Source organism: Leclercia sp. GLN_9 (genome assembly GCF_043105735.1).
GTDB classification, from domain to species: Bacteria; Pseudomonadota; Gammaproteobacteria; order Enterobacterales; family Enterobacteriaceae; genus Enterobacter; species Enterobacter adecarboxylatus.
Window position 1 is genome coordinate 56,778 of the sequence record NZ_JBICLV010000014.1, and the last position, 17,231, is coordinate 74,008.

Here is a 17,231-nt window from a genome sequence, read left to right on the forward strand (position 1 = left end):
CGAGAGACAGTCTACGATTCAGGCTGCAAACATGCGTCAGGGGGTGTAAAACAACGTAAAGTCATGGATTAGATAGCCTTGATGACGTAATTTCTGCCTCGGAGGTATTTAAACAATGAATAAAATCCTGTTAGTTGATGATGACCGAGAGCTGACATCCCTTTTAAAGGAGTTGCTCGACATGGAAGGCTTTGACGTGTCGGTAGCCCACGACGGGGAGCAGGCGCTGAGTCAACTCGACGATAGCATCGACTTGCTTTTGCTCGACGTCATGATGCCGAAGAAGAACGGTATCGACACCCTTAAAGAGCTGCGCCAGACGCACCAGACCCCAGTAATTATGCTGACCGCGCGCGGTAGCGAACTTGATCGTGTACTTGGCCTTGAGCTGGGTGCCGATGACTATCTGCCTAAACCGTTTAACGACCGTGAGCTGGTGGCACGTATTCGGGCGATCCTGCGCCGTTCCCACTGGAGCGAGCAGCAGCAAAACACCGACAGCGGTTCGCCAACCCTTGAAGTCGACTCCCTGAGCCTGAATCCAGGCCGCCAGGAAGCCAGCTTCGACGGCCAGGCGTTGGAACTCACCGGCACCGAATTCACACTGCTTTATCTGCTGGCGCAGCATCTGGGCCAGGTGGTATCCCGTGAGCATCTGAGCCAGGAAGTGCTGGGTAAACGCCTGACGCCGTTCGACCGGGCAATTGATATGCACATCTCCAACCTGCGCCGCAAATTACCGGAGCGCAAGGATGGTCATCCGTGGTTTAAAACCCTGCGTGGACGCGGCTATCTGATGGTGTCCGCTTCATGATAGGCAGCTTAACCGCCCGCATCTTCGCCATCTTCTGGCTGACGCTGGCACTGGTTTTAATGCTGGTTTTGATGTTACCCAAACTCGACTCACGCCAGATGACGGAGCTTCTCGACAGCGAGCAACGTCAGGGTGTGATGATCGAGCAGCACGTAGAAGCAGAGCTGGCCATCGATCCGCCCAATGATTTGATGTGGTGGCGCAGACTGTTTCGCGCTATCGAAAAATGGGCGCCGCCGGGACAACGCCTGCTGCTGGTGACCAGCGAAGGCCGCGTGATCGGGGCAGACCGCAATGAAATGCAGATTATCCGCAACTTCATTGGCCAGGCGGATAACGCCGATCATCCGCAAAAGAAAAAATATGGTCGGGTAGAGATGGTAGGGCCATTCTCCGTCAATGACGGGGAGGATAACTACCAGCTCTACCTGATTCGCCCGGCGAGCAACTCCCAGTCCGACTTTATCAACCTGCTATTTGACCGCCCGTTGCTGCTGCTGATTGTTACCATGCTGGTGAGTTCACCGCTGTTGCTGTGGCTGGCGTGGAGCCTGGCGAAACCCGCACGTAAGTTAAAAAACGCCGCGGATGAAGTGGCGCAGGGCAACCTGCGACAGCACCCGGAGCTGGAAGCCGGGCCGCAGGAGTTCCTGGCGGCAGGGGCCAGCTTCAACCAGATGGTGGCGGCGCTTGAGCGGATGATGACCACCCAGCAGCGTCTGCTCTCTGATATTTCCCATGAACTGCGCACCCCGCTGACGCGCCTGCAACTGGGCACCGCCCTGCTGCGCCGCCGTAGCGGAGAGAGCAAAGAGCTGGAGCGTATCGAAACCGAAGCGCATCGTCTGGACAGCATGATCAATGACCTGTTGGTCATGTCCCGCAATCAGCAGAAAAACGCGCTGGTCAGCGAGACGGTGAAAGCCAATCACCTGTGGCATGAGGTGCTGGATAACGCGGCATTCGAAGCGGAGCAGATGGGGAAATCCTTCACCGTCAACTTCCCGCCAGGCCCGTGGCCGCTGTACGGTAACCCCAACACGCTGGAAAGCGCGCTGGAGAATATCGTACGTAACGCCCTGCGCTATTCGCATACCAAAATCGAGGTGGCGTTCTCGGTGGACAAAGATGGCATCACCATCAACGTTGATGACGATGGCCCTGGCGTCAGCCCGGAAGATCGCGAGCAGATTTTCCGTCCGTTCTACCGTACCGACGAGGCGCGTGACCGTGAATCCGGCGGCACCGGGCTGGGTCTGGCGATTGTCGAAACCGCGATGCAGCAGCACCGTGGCTGGGTGAAAGCCGATGACAGTCCGCTGGGCGGCTTGCGGTTAACGCTCTGGCTACCGTTGCACAAGCGTTCTTAGTTTTACGCTGACTCTATGTTGCAAGCCCGGTAAGCGCAGCGCTACCGGGCAGTAACAGGCGCAGAGGTAAAAAGCCGGGTGGAGACTCCGTCTTACCCGACTACTTCCCCCACAATCTCCGCGAATTATCTTCGATCTTGTTGCTAAGTCGTCGCTTCTGCATGGTTCTGGTCCAGCTGGTGGACAGCCCCGCCGCCGACAGCAGACGGTGATATTGCTCATCATCAAACGGCATATGCCAGGCGATAGCGCAGGCGTCATACACCGACACATCGCTCAGGCGAGAGACCAGCGTCAGCGGCGCATCCGTTTCGACCTTCCCTGCCAAAATCACCCGATACAGCCAGCCGGTTTTCCCGGCATTTTGCATCTGCGTAGCGATATCGCTGATACCGAAGTGGAAGTTGAGCTTGAAGCAGGGAGACCGCGGCTGGGTGACCTGGATCAAGGCCTCGCCCCAGCGAAAGATATCCCCGATAAAGACGTTCTTCTCGGTCAGCCCTTCGGTTGACAGGTTTTCGCCAAATGCCGGGGCGACAAAAAGCCCGGCCAGGTCAGGGTATTCGCTGGCCCAAAATGCATAGTGCTCGCGCGGATAGTGGCACAGCGCCCGATCCGGCCCGCCGTGGATTTTCTTCTCCGCCTGCTCATCGCCCACCAGCCCTTTTTCGGTGAGGGAGAGTTCGCCGTCAACCTGCAGTTTGGCAATCGCGCTCGGGCGGCTGCCTTCGTAATCCTTTATTTTTCCGATAAATACGTTAACGGGATGATTCATCGCGGCTCCTTACGCAGATTGTGGGTATAAAAAAAGCGAGTCATCAGACTCGCTTCTCACAGACGGCTTTGCAACCTTATTTTTTAGCGGCGAAACGTGCTGCTGCTTCGTCCCAGTTCACCACGTCCCAGAAGGCTTTGATGTAGTCCGGGCGACGGTTCTGGAATTTCAGGTAATAAGCGTGTTCCCACACGTCCAGACCCACGATTGGGAAACCGGATGCGCCAGAGATAGCTTCACCCATCAGCGGGGAGTCCTGGTTAGCAGTGGAAACCACAGCCAGTTTGTCGCCTTTCAGTACCAGCCACGCCCAGCCAGAGCCGAAACGGGTAGCAGCGGCTTTTTCAAACTCAGCTTTGAAGTTATCAACGGAGCCGAAGTCGCGCTCGATAGCGGCTTTCAGGTCGCCCTGCAAGGTGGTGCCAGTTTTCAGGCCTTTCCAGAAGAAGCTGTGGTTAGCGTGGCCGCCTGCGTTGTTACGCAGAACGGTTTTCTTGTCAGCTGGCAGTTGATCCAGTTTGGTGATCAGCTCTTCAGCAGGCAGGCTAGCGAATTCTGGCAGGCTTTCCAGCGCCGCATTGGCGTTGTTAACGTAAGTCTGGTGGTGTTTGGTGTGATGGATCTCCATCGTCTGCTTGTCGAAATGCGGCTCAAGGGCGTCGTAAGCGTACGGCAGGGATGGCAGGGTATAGCTCATAATCATCTCCATTATTGTCGGGCGGCAAACGTGTTAATGCCGCGTAAGCAGTTGGTTCATTATAGTTAATTAAATGATATTGAAAATGTTTATCAATGCCGTAGTTTTAATAAGGTTATAACTTTTCGTTATGTGACTGATCTGGCGGGGCGTGCGGTGATGCGCAGGGGGGAGCAAACAATCTATTACGCGGCGTTATGGCTGCGGTGTCGCCACTGAACCGGGGTCATCCCCACTTCACGGTTAAACACCACCGAAAAATAGTTACTGTCCTCAAAGCCGCACTGCATGGCGACTTCGCTGACCAGCAGCTCGGTATGTTGTAGCAAATACTGCGCATGGCAGATCCGCAGTTGGCGCAGGTAGTGGTTTACCGTCATGCCGGTCTGGGTGCGGAACTGCTGGCGCAGGGCGCGCTCGCTGCACTGCTCCTGCTCGCAAAACTTTTCCAGCACAAAGCTGCGGTTCAGGCTGCCCGCCAGGGCGGTGATCAGCTTATCCAGCAGCGCTTCCGGCTCGCTGGCGGCCGGGTTATCCGGGGCGTAACGGTAGCGTTTGAGCATGATCGTCAGCTGTGCAAACAGCAGCTCGGCCATATCGAATGCGTGGGGATCGGTCTTCAGGCTCTCCTGCTCCAGTTGCGTAATCACCGGGCGCACCTGCGTCATGCCGTTGCTGCCCAGCCGCCAGTGCGGGGTGTTGCCTGCTTTGAGAAAACCGGGGATGTTCGCCGCCCAGTCCACGTTGAGCTTCAGTCGGTCGGGGCAGTAGATGATGTTCTGAAGTACCAGATCGTTGACCGAGGCGTAGGAGTGTTTATCTTCCGCACGGATATAAAACAGGTCGCCACGGGTAATGCGGTAAGGGCGATCGTTGAGGACATGCAGGCCATTACCGCGCCATACCAGCACCAGTTCGCCAAAATCGTGTGTATGTTCGGCAAAGACATTTTGCGGATAGCGGTCCGCCACCGCGACGGCCTGCGCGGTGGAGGCAAAAAAATCAGCTCTGCGAAGAATCAACTGTCCGGCCACATCACAACCTCAACGGTGAATAACCTGACATTATTACCCGCTTTGCGGCAGTAAAACGGTGATTTTCCTCGCGTTACTGAAGCATCGCATCCCGGCCCTGGCGAATGTCGCGCGGGGACCAGTCAAATTCCCGGCGAAACAGGGTCGAAAAGTGGTTACTGTCGCCAAAACCGCAGCGATAGGCGATATCGGTAACGCTCTCGTCGGTATGGCGCAGCAGATGGCGCGCTTTGATTAAGCGCAGCCGGTTGAGATAGCGCTGGGGCGTTAGCCCGGTGTGCTGCTTCAGCTGGCGATGCAGCGTGCGCAGCGACAGGGAAAAGTTATCTGCCAGCGTCTCCCAGCAGACATCTTCGGCGAAGTGATCTTCCAGCCACGCCATCAACTGGTTGAGCCGCGCGTCGTTATCCACCGCCCCGTCCACCAGACTGCCACGACGCAGCAACACCAACAGCTGCATAAACAGGATCTCGCGGCTGGCGAGGGCGTGGGTAGTCTGCCCCTCTTCGGACTGCTCCATCTGGCTGACCAGCTGGCGCACCTGCTGTAGCGTGGCCTGGTTTACCCGCCAGTGCGACGGATAGTGGCCGTCCTGCTCCTGAGGCAGCAGTTGGTTCAGCCCCGACAAAAACTGGAACGCTTCCGGGGAGCGATACAGCACGTTGGTCAGGCACAGGTTATCGGTGTGTTCATACATATGCCGATCATGGTCGCGCACAAAGCACACCGTGCCGCCGCTGATGGTATAAGGCTGCCCGTTGAAAACATGGATACCCGTACCGTGCTCCACGATCACAATCTCATGAAAATCATGATGATGCTCTGGAAACGCAGCCTGGGGCAGCCGCGGCTCAATCGCCACAGGCGAGTGGCCTGAAGGGAAAAAATCCACGCTGTGCAGTACGGTCATAACGGGTCACCAGATGATAAAAGTTCTCAAAATAGTAATTTAGGGTTTCCCGGCTGACCTTAAATTTTCGACAGCAAATGGCGCAAAGCCTGTCGCTTTTTCAAGAAAAGGCGGGAAAGATCTGGAAATGCGCCCACCGTCACATCCCCTGAGAGCCGCGCTATTAGCGGAAAATGTGAACTTCCTCACGTTCATCTTTGCTTTCTTGCCAGCGCCTGAAATGCGCTGTCAGTGGTAAGAAGGTCGCCGACGCTTCCCTTTTTTACACTGTCCGGTAATGACTAAAGGAAGGACCGGACCATGACTTTTCGCCATTGTGTGGCTGTCGATCTAGGCGCATCCAGCGGCCGCGTAATGCTGGCGAGCTACCATCGCGAGCAGCGCACCCTTCAGCTGCGCGAAATCCACCGTTTCGTGAACTGCCTGCAAAAACAGGACGGTTTTGACTGCTGGGATATCGACACGCTGGAAGCGGAGATCCGTACCGGGCTAAATAAGGTATGTGAAGAAGGCATTCACATCGACAGCATCGGGATCGACACCTGGGGCGTGGATTACGTCCTGCTGGACGGCAACGGTAACCGCGTCGGCCTGCCGGTCTCGTATCGTGATAGCCGCACCGATGGGGTGATGGCGCATGCGCTGGCGCAGCTCGGGAAAGCCGAAATCTATGGCCGCAGCGGCATTCAGTTTCTGCCGTTTAATACCCTATATCAGCTGCGCGCCCTGGTGGAACAGCAGCCGGAGCTGGTGGCGAACGTCGCCCATGCCCTGCTGATCCCCGACTACTTCAGCTACCGTCTCACCGGCCAGATGAACTGGGAATATACCAACGCCACCACCACCCAGTTGGTAAACATCAATTCCGATTCCTGGGACGAGAACCTGCTCAACTGGACGGGTGCGTCGCGCGACTGGTTTGGCACCCCGACCCATCCGGGCAACGTGATCGGTCACTGGACATGCCCGCAGGAGAACGCTATCCCGGTGGTAGCCGTCGCCAGTCACGACACCGCCAGCGCGGTTATCGCCGCTCCGCTGGCCTCGCAGGATGCGGCCTATCTCTCCTCCGGCACCTGGTCGCTGATGGGCTTTGAGAGCAAAACGCCCTACACCAGCGACACCGCGCTGGCAGCGAATATTACCAACGAAGGCGGCGCCGAAGGCCGCTACCGGGTGCTGAAAAACATTATGGGCTTATGGCTGCTGCAGCGGGTGCTGAAAGAGCAACGCATCAGCGACCTGACCGCCCTGATCGGTGAGGCGGAAACCCTTCCGGCGTGCCGTTTCCTGATCAACCCCAATGACGATCGCTTTATCAACCCGGCCAATATGAGCGCCGAGATCCAGGCCGCCTGCCGCGAGACCGCCCAGCCCGTACCGGAGAGCGCCGCCGACCTGGCGCGCTGCATCTTCGACAGCCTCGCCCTGCTGTATGCCGAGGTGCTGCACGAGCTGGCGACCCTGCGCGGCAAGCCGTTCAGCCAGTTGCACATTGTTGGCGGCGGTTGCCAGAACCATCTGCTCAACCAGCTGTGCGCCAACGCCTGCGGCATCACGGTGTTAGCCGGGCCGGTTGAGGCCTCCACTCTCGGCAATATTGGCATCCAGCTGGTGACCCTCGACGAGCTGGCCGACGTGGACCAGTTCCGTCAGGTGGTGACCGGCAATTACGGCCTGACCACTTTTACCCCTCATCCCGATCATGAGATTGCCCGCTACCGCACGCAGTTTCAGCAACAACGACCGACTAAGGAGCTTTGCGCATGACCACTCAACTTGAACAAGCCTGGGAACTGGCTAAACAGCGTTTCGCCGCCGTGGGCGTGGATGTCGAGGAGGCTCTGCGTCAGCTCGACCGTCTGCCCGTCTCTATGCACTGCTGGCAGGGCGATGATGTCGCCGGGTTTGAGAACCCAGGCGGTGCGCTGACCGGCGGCATCCAGGCCACAGGTAACTATCCGGGCAAGGCGCGTAACGCCGCCGAGCTGCGGGCCGATCTGGAGCTGGCCCTGAGCCTGATCCCGGGGCCAAAACGCCTGAACCTGCACGCTATCTATCTGGAGTCCGACACGCCGGTCGATCGCAACGCCATCAAGCCGGAACACTTTAAGAACTGGGTCGAGTGGGCGAAAACCAACAAGCTGGGGCTGGATTTTAACCCCTCCTGCTTCTCGCATCCGTTGAGCGCCGACGGCTTTACCCTCGCCCACGCCGATGACGAAATTCGTCAGTTCTGGATCGACCACGTGAAGGCCAGCCGCCGCGTGTCGGCGTACTTTGGCGAGCAACTGGGCACGCCATCGGTGATGAACATCTGGATCCCGGACGGGATGAAAGACATCACCGTGGACCGCCTCGCCCCGCGTCAGCGTCTGCTGGCGGCGCTGGATGAAGTGATTAGCGAAAAGCTGAACCCGGCGCACCACATCGATGCCGTGGAGAGCAAGCTGTTCGGCATCGGCGCGGAGAGCTACACCGTCGGCTCCAACGAGTTCTACATGGGTTACGCCACCAGCCGTCAGACCGCGCTGTGCCTGGATGCCGGCCACTTCCATCCGACAGAGGTGATCTCCGACAAAATTTCTGCCGCCATGCTCTATGTGCCGCACCTGCTGCTGCACGTTAGCCGTCCGGTACGCTGGGACAGCGACCACGTGGTGCTGCTGGATGACGAAACCCAGGCCATCGCCAGCGAGATTATTCGCCATGACCTGTTCGACCGGGTGCATATCGGCCTCGACTTCTTTGATGCCTCCATCAACCGCATCGCGGCCTGGGTTATTGGTACCCGCAACATGAAGAAAGCCCTGCTGCGCGCCCTGCTGGAGCCAACCGCCGAACTGCGTGCGCTGGAAGCCGCGGGCGATTACACCGCGCGTCTGGCGCTGCTGGAGGAGCAAAAATCACTGCCATGGCAGGCGGTATGGGAGATGTACTGCCAGCGCAACGACGCCCCGGCAGGCAGCCAGTGGCTGGATAACGTCCGGGCGTATGAGAAAGAGATTTTGAGCCAACGCGGGTAAGACAACCCTCGTCCCTGCCCTCTCCCTGACAGAGCGGGATCACACCATTCCCTCGCCCCTTTGGGGAGAGGGTCAGGGTGAGGGGAAACCCCACCCCGATTTAACAGGAAATGAAAGACTATGCAGACCATTATCGACGCCTGGTTCGTCCAGGGCATGATTAAAGCCACCTCCGACGCCTGGCTGAAAGGCTGGGACGAGCGCAACGGCGGCAACCTGACGCTGCGCCTGGACGAGGCGGATATCGCCCCGTATGAAGCCGACTTCCACGCCAAACCGCGCTATATCGCCCTGAGCCAGCCGATGCCGCTGCTCGCCAATACGCCGTTTATCGTCACCGGTTCCGGCAAGTTCTTCCGCAACGTCCAGCTTGATCCCACCGCGAATTTAGGGGTGGTAAAAGTGGACAGCGACGGCGCGGGCTACCACATTCTTTGGGGGCTGACTGACGAAGCGGTGCCAACCTCTGAGTTGCCGTCCCACTTCCTTTCCCACTGTGAGCGTATCAAAGTCACTGGCGGGAAAGATCGCGTGATTATGCACTGCCACGCCACCAACCTGATTGCCCTGACCTTCGTGCTGGAGAACAACACCGACGTTATCACCCGTCAGTTGTGGGAAGGCAGCACCGAGTGTCTGGTGGTGTTCCCGGATGGCGTGGGCATTCTGCCGTGGATGGTACCCGGTACGGATGAAATCGGCGAAGCCACGGCGATTCAGATGCAAAAACACTCGCTGGTGCTGTGGCCGTTCCACGGCGTGTTCGGCAGCGGCCCGACGCTCGATGAAACCTTTGGTCTGATCGACACCGCCGAGAAGTCTGCCGAAGTGCTGGTAAAAGTCTATTCGATGGGTGGCATGAAGCAGACCATCACCCGGGAAGAACTGATTGCGCTGGGCAAACGCTTTGGCGTCAACCCGATGCAGTCCGCGTTAGATCTGTACAAATAAGAACATCGCGCCCCGCTCATTGAGACGGGGCGAAGCTACACCTGCAATCCCTACACAAATCACCTTATTAAGTGGAGTAAAAGCAATGAAAATAAAGACAAGCTTGATCCTCACCGTTGCCGCCCTGGCGTTGTCCGGTTCTGCTTTAGCTGAAGTTAAAATCGCCCTGGTGGCGAAATCGTTAGGTAATGGCTTCTTCGAAGCGGCAAACGTGGGTGCCCAGGAGGCAGCCAAAGAGTTAGGTGATGTCAAAGTGATCTATACCGGCCCAACCACCACCACCGCCGAAGCCCAGATCGAAGTGCTGAACGGGTTGATCGCACAGGGGGTGGATGCGATCGCCATCTCCGCCAACGATCCTGATGCCGTGGTGCCGGTGCTGAAAAAAGCGATGCAGCGCGGGATCAAAGTGGTGTCGTGGGACTCCGGCGTGGCGAAAGCCGGGCGCCAGATCCACCTTAACCCTTCCAATAACGCGCTGATTGGCGAGACTAACGTCAAGCTGGCGGCCGAAGCGCTGAAAGCGCTGAACGTGGAAAAAGGCGATGTGGCGGTATTGAGCGCTACGCCGACCTCCACCAACCAGAACACCTGGATTGCCGAGATGAAAAAGGTGCTGCCACAGTACCCGTCCGTCAATCTGGTAACCGTGGCCTATGGCGACGATCTGTCGGATAAGAGCTACCGCGAAGCGGTCGGCCTGCTGAAAACCTACCCGGATCTGAAAGTGATCGTCTCTCCGTCGTCGGTCGGCATCGTGGCGGCAGCGCAGGCGGTGAAAGATCAGGGCAAGATCGGCAAAGTGTACGTGACCGGCCTCGGCCTGCCATCTGAAATGGCGGGCGCGGTGAAATCCGGTGCCAGCAAGAGCTTCGCCATCTGGAACCCGATCGACCTCGGTTATGCCGCGACTTACTTAGCGGATGATCTGGTGAAAGGCACGGCGACCAAAGAAGAAGCCAGCATGGGCAAACTGGGCAAAGTGAAGCTGGATGCCGACGGCAGCGGCGCAATGGCTGAGCCGTTTGTTTACGATGCCAGCAACATTGATAAGTTCTCAAAAATCTTCTGATTCCTTTTCCCTCTCCCTGTGGGAGAGGGATACAAGTGGAGAACTATCATGACCCCATTACTGGCGCTCAATGGCATCACCAAGGTTTTCCCTGGTGTACGCGCGCTTGAGAACGTGCAGCTTGAACTCTGGCCCGGCAAAGTCACCGCTCTGATCGGTGAAAACGGCGCGGGCAAATCGACGCTGGTCAAAGTGATGACCGGCATCTACCAGCCCGACGAGGGCGAGATCCTCTACAAAGCCATTCCTATACAGCTGCCGACCCCCGACTCGGCGCATAAGGTGGGCATCACCGCGATTCACCAGGAGACCGTCCTGTTCTATGAGCTGTCGGTCACCGAAAACATTTTTGTCGGTCAGTATCTGTATAAAGGCATTTTCAAAAAGCTCGACTGGCCGGAAATGCACCGCCGGGCGCAGGCGATCCTCACCCGTCTGGAGGTGCAGATTGACCCCCGCGCGACGCTGAAAACCCTGAGCATCGCCCAGCGCCATATGGTCGCAATTGCCCGGGCGCTGTCGTTTGACGCGCAGGTCGTTATTCTCGACGAACCGACGGCGGCCCTGTCCCAGCACGAAATCCTTGAGTTCTATCAGATCGTGGAACGTTTAAAGCAGGAAGGGAAAGCGATCCTGTTTATCTCGCATAAATTCGACGAGATTTTTGAACTGGCCGATCACTACACCATTCTGCGCGACGGCGTGTTTGTCGGCGCGGGGGCCATCAATGACATCACCGAAGAGCGGATGGTGGCGATGATGGTAGGCCGCGCCATTACCCAGACCTTCCCGAAGGTGGAATGCGAAAAAGGCGATATCGTGCTCGAGGTGCAGGATCTCTGCCACCCGACCGAGTTCGCGAACATCACCTTTACCCTGCGCAAAGGTGAGATCCTCGGCTTCTACGGGCTGGTGGGCGCCGGGCGTACCGAGCTGATGCAGGCGCTCTCCGGCGTCTCGCGCCCTTCTTCCGGCAGCATTGTGCTGAACGGTAAAGAACAGCATTTCCGCCAGCCAGCGGATGCCATCAAAGCCGGGATCGTCTGCGTGCCTGAAGAGCGCCAGAAGCAGGGGGCGATTATCGAACTGTCGATTGCGCAGAACATCAGCCTGCCACAGCTCAACAAACTCAACGCCAACGGCGTGCTGAATGACGATCGCGAGTGGCAACTGGCAGACGAATATGCGAAGCGGCTGCAAGTAAAAGCCTTTAGCTGGAAACAGGCGGTCGAAACTCTCTCTGGCGGCAACCAGCAGAAAGTGGTGATCGGCAAGTGGCTGGCAACCCACCCGGACGTAATCATCCTCGATGAACCGACCAAAGGGATCGATATCGGCTCCAAAGCGGCGGTGCATCAGTTTATGTCCGAGCTGGTCGGACAGGGGCTGGCGGTGATCATGGTCTCCTCCGAACTGCCGGAAGTGATGGGCATGGCTGACAGGATCATCGTTATGCATGAAGGGTTAATGGTGGCGGAATATCAGGCGGGGGGCGCAACGGCTGAAACCATCGTCAGCGCCGCCAGCGGTGCCAGACAGGAGGCCGCATAATGGTGCAACAGCTGCTTAAACACCGCGAGGCCTTACTGGCGGCGGTGATTGTGCTGATGGTTATCGCCATCGGCACGCGTGCCCCCTCGTTTATCGCTCCGGGCAACCTGGTGGAGATATTTAACGACACCTCCATTCTGATCATTCTCGCCCTCGGGCAGATGATGGTGCTGCTCACCAAAGGCATTGACCTGTCGATGGCGGCAAACCTGGCGCTGACCGGGATGATTGTCGCCCTGATTAACTTCCATTACCCCGATGTGCCGGTCTGGACGCTGCTGATCCTGGCGACCGCGCTGGGCCTGCTGATGGGTATCATCAACGGCCTGCTGGTATGGAAAATGGGCATTCCGGCGATTGTGGTGACGCTGGGCACCATGAGCATCTACCGCGGGATTATCTTTCTGCTCTCCGGCGGCGGCTGGGTGAACTCCAACCAGATGGGTGCCGATTTCCTCGGCCTGCCACGGGCATCGGTGCTGGGCTTGCCGGTGCTGAGCTGGTGCGCCATTGCCGCGTTGCTGCTGGTGGGCTATTTCCTGCGCTACAGCCGTACCGGGCGCGCACTGTACACCGCAGGCGGTAACGCCACGGCGGCTTATTACACCGGGATCAACGCCGGAAAAATGCAGTTCGTCAGCTTCTGCCTCTCCGGGGCCCTGGCCGGGTTCTGCGGCTATCTGTGGATCTCGCGCTTTGCGGTGGCCTATGTCGATGTGGCAAACGGCTTTGAGCTGCAGGTGGTAGCGGCCTGCGTCATCGGCGGCATCAGCACCATGGGCGGTACGGGCCGGGTGTTGGGGTGCCTGTGCGGGGCGCTGTTCCTCGGGGTGATCAACAACGCCCTGCCGGTGATTGGCGTGTCGCCGTTCTGGCAGATGGCCATCTCCGGGACGGTGATCGTGATTGCGGTGCTGCTCAATGAACGTGGCAACAAACGCAAAGGACGGCTGATCCTGCGCGATGCGGCGCTGGCTCGTCAGAAACAGGCGGTGAGATGATGAGTAAAATAATGACGTCTGAAGAGATTAAACATGCCCCCGCCCCGGCGGGCATCTTCCAGCGCCTGCTGTGCTGGGAAGGTTTTCTGCTGGCGGTAACGCTGGCGGTATTCGTGGGTAACGCCCTGGCCTCCCCTTACTTCCTCGATATCTGGAACCTGTCGGATGCGACGTTCAACTTTACCGAAAAAGCGATCATCGTGTTGCCGATGGCAATGCTGATTATCGCCCGGGAAATTGATCTGTCGGTGGCCTCCACTATCGCCCTCAGCTCCACGGTGATGGGCTTTTGCGCGGCGGCCGGGCTGGATACACCGCTGCTGGTCTGCGTGGGCTTAGGCGTTGGGCTGCTGTGCGGGCTGTTCAACGGCCTGCTGGTGACCCGCTTTAACTTGTCCTCGATTGTGATCACCATCGGCACCATGAGCCTCTATCGCGGCATCACCTACATTCTGCTGGGCGACCAGGCGCTGAACACCTGGCCGGAGAGCTTCGCCTGGTTTGGTCAGGGGTATGTCTGGGGCGCGCTGTCGTTTGAGTTCGCGCTCTTTATCGTGCTGGCCATCCTGTTTGCCTTCGTGCTGCACAAGACCAACTTCGGGCGTCGCACCTACGCCATCGGCAACAATCCGACCGGGGCCTGGTATTCCGGCATCAACGTGAAGCGTCACAACCTGATCCTCTTTGCCCTGGTGGGGCTGATGGCCGGGCTGGCCTCGGTGCTGCTTACCTCGCGTCTGGGCAGTACCCGCCCGACCATTGCGATGGGCTGGGAGCTGGCGGTGGTGACCATGGCGGTGCTCGGCGGCGTCAATATTCTTGGCGGTTCCGGCAGCATGGTGGGCGTGATTATCGCCGCCTTCCTGATGGGATTGGTCACCTTTGGCCTGAGCCTGCTCAACGTGCCGGGCATTGTGATGTCGGTGATCATCGGCGCCATGCTGATTGTGGTGATCTCCCTGCCGATTATCACCCGCCGGATTATGCAGCGAAGACGGATGTAATCCCCTCACCCCTGCCCTCTCCCCAAAGGGGAGAGGGAGAAAGGCCGCACGGTGCAGTGCCCTCGCCCCTTTGGGCAGAGAGAAAGGCCGCACGGTGCAGCGCCCTCGCCCCTTTGGGCAGAGAGAGAAAGGCCGCACGGTGCAGTGCCCCCGCCCCTTTGGGCAGAGGGAGAAAGGCCGCACGGAACAGTCCCCTCGCCCCTTTGGGGAGAGGGTTAGGGTGAGGGGCCCAGATTTGCAAAATCACCATTAAGGAGAATTATCATGAGCTTTATGTTGGCGCTGCCTAAAATCAGCCTGCACGGCGCAGGCGCAATCGGCGATATGGTTAAGCTGGTGGCAAACAAACAGTGGGGCACGGCGTTGATTGTCACCGACGGTCAGCTGGTAAAAATGGGCCTGCTCGACAGCCTGTTTACCGCCCTCGACGCGCAGCAGATGTCGTATCACCTGTTCGACGCGGTTTTCCCCAACCCGACCGAAGCGCTGGTGCAGCAGGGTTATGCCGCGTATCAGGATGCGCAGTGTGATTATATTATTGCCTTCGGCGGCGGCAGCCCGATCGATACCGCCAAAGCGATTAAAATTCTCACCGCCAACCCAGGCCCCTCTACCGCTTACTCCGGCGTCGGCAAAGTGATCAACGCGGGCGTGCCGCTGGTGGCGATCAACACCACCGCAGGTACGGCAGCAGAGATGACCAGCAACGCGGTCATTATCGACGCCGAACGGCAGGTCAAAGAGGTGATCATCGACCCGAACATCATCCCGGATATCGCCGTGGATGACGCCAGCGTAATGCTCGACATTCCGGCTGCCGTGACGGCTGCCACCGGGATGGACGCCCTGACCCACGCCATCGAAGCCTATGTCTCCGTCGGTGCGCACCCGCTGACTGACGCCAACGCCCTGGAGTCCATTCGCCTGATCGCCCACTGGCTGCCGGAAGCGGTAGACAACGGGCATAACCTGGAGGCGCGCGAGCAGATGGCCTTCGGCCAGTATCTGGCGGGTATGGCCTTTAACAGCGCCGGGCTTGGACTGGTGCACGCCCTCGCCCACCAGCCGGGGGCAACGCACAACCTGCCGCACGGCGTGTGCAATGCCATCCTGCTGCCGATTATCGAAAACTTTAACCGTCCGAACGCCGTGGCACGGTTTGCCCGCGTGGCGCAGGCGATGGGCGTCGATACCCGCGGCATGAGTGATGAAGCGGCGAGCATGTCGGCCATTCAGGCGATTCGTGACCTGAGCGCCCGCGTCGGTATTCCTTCTGGTTTCAGCAAGCTTGGCGTCACCAAAGCCGACATCGAAGGCTGGCTCGACAAAGCTCTCGCCGACCCGTGCGCCCCCTGCAACCCGCGCAGTGCCAGCCGTGACGAGGTGCGCGAACTCTATCTGGAGGCATTATGATCCGCAAAGCCTTTGTGATGCAGGTAAACCCTGACGCACACGAGGAGTATGAACGTCGCCACAACCCGATCTGGCCCGAGCTGGAAGCGTTGCTGAAAGACCACGGCGCGCACAACTACGCCATTTATCTGGATAAATCCCGCAACCTGCTGTTCGCCACGGTGGAGATCGAATCGGAAGAGCGCTGGAACGCGGTAGCGAATACCGACGTTTGCCAGCGCTGGTGGAAATATATGGGGGAGGTGATGCCGTCTAACCCGGACAACAGCCCGGTGAGTACCGGGCTGCAAGAGGTGTTTTACCTGGCCTGATGTGTTAACGCTGCCGCGCTCGCGGCAGCGATATCTCGCTTATTGCTCAACGTAAAGGCTGACAACACCGTCACCGCCAGTACAAAACAGCCCAGCATCAGATAGGTATCCTGGAAGCCGATCCGGTCATACATATTCCCGGCAAACGCGGAGAGGAAAATCGCCGCCAGCTGTTTGGCAAAGTTGAAGCCAATCAGGTAGATGGTCGCAGACAGGCGAGTATCGAACACGCCAGTAATGTATTTGAACGCCCCCACCAGCAGGAACGGCACTTCCAGCGCGTGCAGCATCTTCAGGGCCACCACTTCGACGGCAGTGGTCGCAAATGACGAACCAATGATGCGCGTCGCCATGATCACCCCGGCAATCAGCAACGTATTTTTTGCGCCAATGCGGTTAATGATCCACGGCGAGCAGAACATGATGATGGCGTTGCAGATCTCCCCGGCGGTGGTCGCAAAGCCGAATGCCCGCGTGCCTTCCTCCGGCGTGGCGAAGAAGGTTTTAAAGAACGTGGCGAACTGCTGATCGAAGACGTCGTACACGCAGGCCACGCCAATCACGTACAAAATGAACATCCACATTTTGCGCTGGCGGAACAGGTTAAACACGGTTCTGGCGGTGATCTGCGGCTGGTTTGCACCGAGGGCGTTCATCACCTGGGCGGTCTGGTTAGGCTTCGGTTTTGCCACCACCAACAGCACCATCAACACCAGCGCCGCCGCGGAACCCATCCAGAACACATAGGAGGGATCAATCCCGAACAGGATGCCGCTCGTTGAGGCGCACAGCCCCCAGCCGAGACAGCCAAACATTCGCGCCTTGCCGTACTCAAAGAAGCTGTTGCGGCTCACGCGCTCAATGTAGGCCTCGATCGCGCCCGACCCTGCCGAGAAGACGAAGCCGATATAGATCCCACCGCTCAGCGCCCCGAGCCAGATATTGGTCTTCAGCAGCGGAGCAAAGACATAGAGGAAAAACGGCGCGAACAGAAACAGCAGTACCGCGATGATCCACAGCAGGTGTTTTTTCAGCCCCAGCTTGTCCGACACCACCCCCAGCACGGGCTGGAACGAGATGGCAAACAGCGAGATGCATGAGAAAACGATCCCGGTATGGGTTTTATTCAGGCCGATGATGTCCGACAGCCAGATCGGCAGGAACGGAAAGCAGGTGGCCATGATGAAGAAGTAGAGAAAGAAGAACGATCCGAAGATCCAGAAGTTCGGGTTGTCTTTGTGGGTACAGGTGGTCGTATTCATTATTTTTATCCTCAACACAGGGCCGGTTGCCCGGCCCATT

The 17,231-nt window shown here is 58.4% G+C and carries 16 protein-coding genes; 11 read left to right on the top strand and 5 right to left on the bottom strand.

Annotation, left to right across the window (positions count from 1 at the left end; all coding sequences use genetic code 11):
* Window positions 1–115 precede the first annotated feature (115 nt).
* On the top strand, window positions 116–814 hold the full coding sequence (cpxR, locus tag ACF8PE_RS08590; protein WP_032615313.1) for an envelope stress response regulator transcription factor CpxR: 699 nt from the start codon (window positions 116–118) through the stop codon (window positions 812–814).
* Window positions 811–2,184: an envelope stress sensor histidine kinase CpxA gene (gene cpxA / locus ACF8PE_RS08595; RefSeq protein WP_032615315.1), complete on the top strand. Its 1,374-nt coding sequence runs from the start codon at window positions 811–813 to the stop codon at window positions 2,182–2,184. The genes cpxR and cpxA overlap by 4 nt, the downstream gene beginning before the upstream one ends.
* A 100-nt stretch (window positions 2,185–2,284) precedes the next feature.
* Here the strand turns inward: cpxA and yiiM are convergent, their stop codons facing one another.
* From yiiM to rhaS (ACF8PE_RS08615), 4 genes are all read right to left on the bottom strand, one after another.
* On the bottom strand, window positions 2,285–2,959 hold the full coding sequence (yiiM, locus tag ACF8PE_RS08600; protein WP_155167576.1) for a 6-hydroxyaminopurine reductase: 675 nt from the start codon (window positions 2,957–2,959) through the stop codon (window positions 2,285–2,287).
* Between the two features lie 76 nt (window positions 2,960–3,035).
* Window positions 3,036–3,656 (bottom strand): superoxide dismutase [Mn], encoded by a 621-nt coding sequence (sodA, locus tag ACF8PE_RS08605; RefSeq protein WP_032615319.1) that lies wholly within the window; start codon window positions 3,654–3,656, stop codon window positions 3,036–3,038.
* Between the two features lie 185 nt (window positions 3,657–3,841).
* Window positions 3,842–4,690, bottom strand: coding sequence for an HTH-type transcriptional activator RhaR (rhaR, locus tag ACF8PE_RS08610; RefSeq protein ID WP_032615321.1), 849 nt, complete (start codon window positions 4,688–4,690; stop codon window positions 3,842–3,844).
* 73 nt (window positions 4,691–4,763) lie between these two features.
* Window positions 4,764–5,600, bottom strand: coding sequence for an HTH-type transcriptional activator RhaS (gene rhaS, locus ACF8PE_RS08615; RefSeq protein ID WP_117386838.1), 837 nt, complete (start codon window positions 5,598–5,600; stop codon window positions 4,764–4,766).
* A 300-nt stretch (window positions 5,601–5,900) separates the two neighbouring features.
* Here rhaS (ACF8PE_RS08615) and rhaB point away from each other — a divergent pair, with 300 nt between their 5' ends.
* From rhaB to rhaM, 9 genes are all read left to right on the top strand, one after another.
* Window positions 5,901–7,370, top strand: a complete 1,470-nt coding sequence (gene rhaB, locus ACF8PE_RS08620; protein WP_077226897.1) for a rhamnulokinase — start codon at window positions 5,901–5,903, stop codon at window positions 7,368–7,370.
* Window positions 7,367–8,626 (top strand): L-rhamnose isomerase, encoded by a 1,260-nt coding sequence (gene rhaA / locus ACF8PE_RS08625; protein WP_032615326.1) that lies wholly within the window; start codon window positions 7,367–7,369, stop codon window positions 8,624–8,626. The genes rhaB and rhaA overlap by 4 nt, the downstream gene beginning before the upstream one ends.
* A gap of 120 nt (window positions 8,627–8,746) precedes the next feature.
* Complete coding sequence (gene rhaD, locus ACF8PE_RS08630; RefSeq protein ID WP_059306948.1) at window positions 8,747–9,577, top strand: rhamnulose-1-phosphate aldolase; 831 nt, start codon at window positions 8,747–8,749, stop codon at window positions 9,575–9,577.
* 85 nt (window positions 9,578–9,662) lie between these two features.
* Window positions 9,663–10,649 carry a rhamnose ABC transporter substrate-binding protein gene (gene rhaS, locus ACF8PE_RS08635; RefSeq protein WP_032615332.1) on the top strand — a complete coding sequence of 329 codons (987 nt, stop codon included), beginning with the start codon at window positions 9,663–9,665 and terminating at the stop codon, window positions 10,647–10,649.
* Window positions 10,650–10,697: 48 nt separating this feature from the next.
* Complete coding sequence (locus ACF8PE_RS08640) at window positions 10,698–12,200, top strand: sugar ABC transporter ATP-binding protein (RefSeq protein ID WP_392494775.1); 1,503 nt, start codon at window positions 10,698–10,700, stop codon at window positions 12,198–12,200.
* Entirely contained in the window at window positions 12,200–13,201 is a 1,002-nt protein-coding gene (locus tag ACF8PE_RS08645) for an ABC transporter permease (protein WP_130588071.1), read from the top strand. The genes ACF8PE_RS08640 and ACF8PE_RS08645 overlap by 1 nt, the downstream gene beginning before the upstream one ends.
* On the top strand, window positions 13,201–14,205 hold the full coding sequence (locus ACF8PE_RS08650) for an ABC transporter permease (RefSeq protein WP_032615450.1): 1,005 nt from the start codon (window positions 13,201–13,203) through the stop codon (window positions 14,203–14,205). The genes ACF8PE_RS08645 and ACF8PE_RS08650 overlap by 1 nt, the downstream gene beginning before the upstream one ends.
* Window positions 14,206–14,469: 264 nt before the next feature.
* Complete coding sequence (gene fucO / locus ACF8PE_RS08655; protein ID WP_032615338.1) at window positions 14,470–15,618, top strand: lactaldehyde reductase; 1,149 nt, start codon at window positions 14,470–14,472, stop codon at window positions 15,616–15,618.
* Window positions 15,615–15,929: an L-rhamnose mutarotase gene (gene rhaM, locus ACF8PE_RS08660; RefSeq protein ID WP_150872741.1), complete on the top strand. Its 315-nt coding sequence runs from the start codon at window positions 15,615–15,617 to the stop codon at window positions 15,927–15,929. Before fucO ends, rhaM begins: the two co-directional genes overlap by 4 nt.
* Here the strand turns inward: rhaM and ACF8PE_RS08665 are convergent.
* Entirely contained in the window at window positions 15,917–17,191 is a 1,275-nt protein-coding gene (locus ACF8PE_RS08665) for an MFS transporter (protein WP_392494776.1), read from the bottom strand. The two genes, rhaM and ACF8PE_RS08665, sit on opposite strands and share 13 nt — an antisense overlap.
* Window positions 17,192–17,231: the final 40 nt, after the last annotated feature.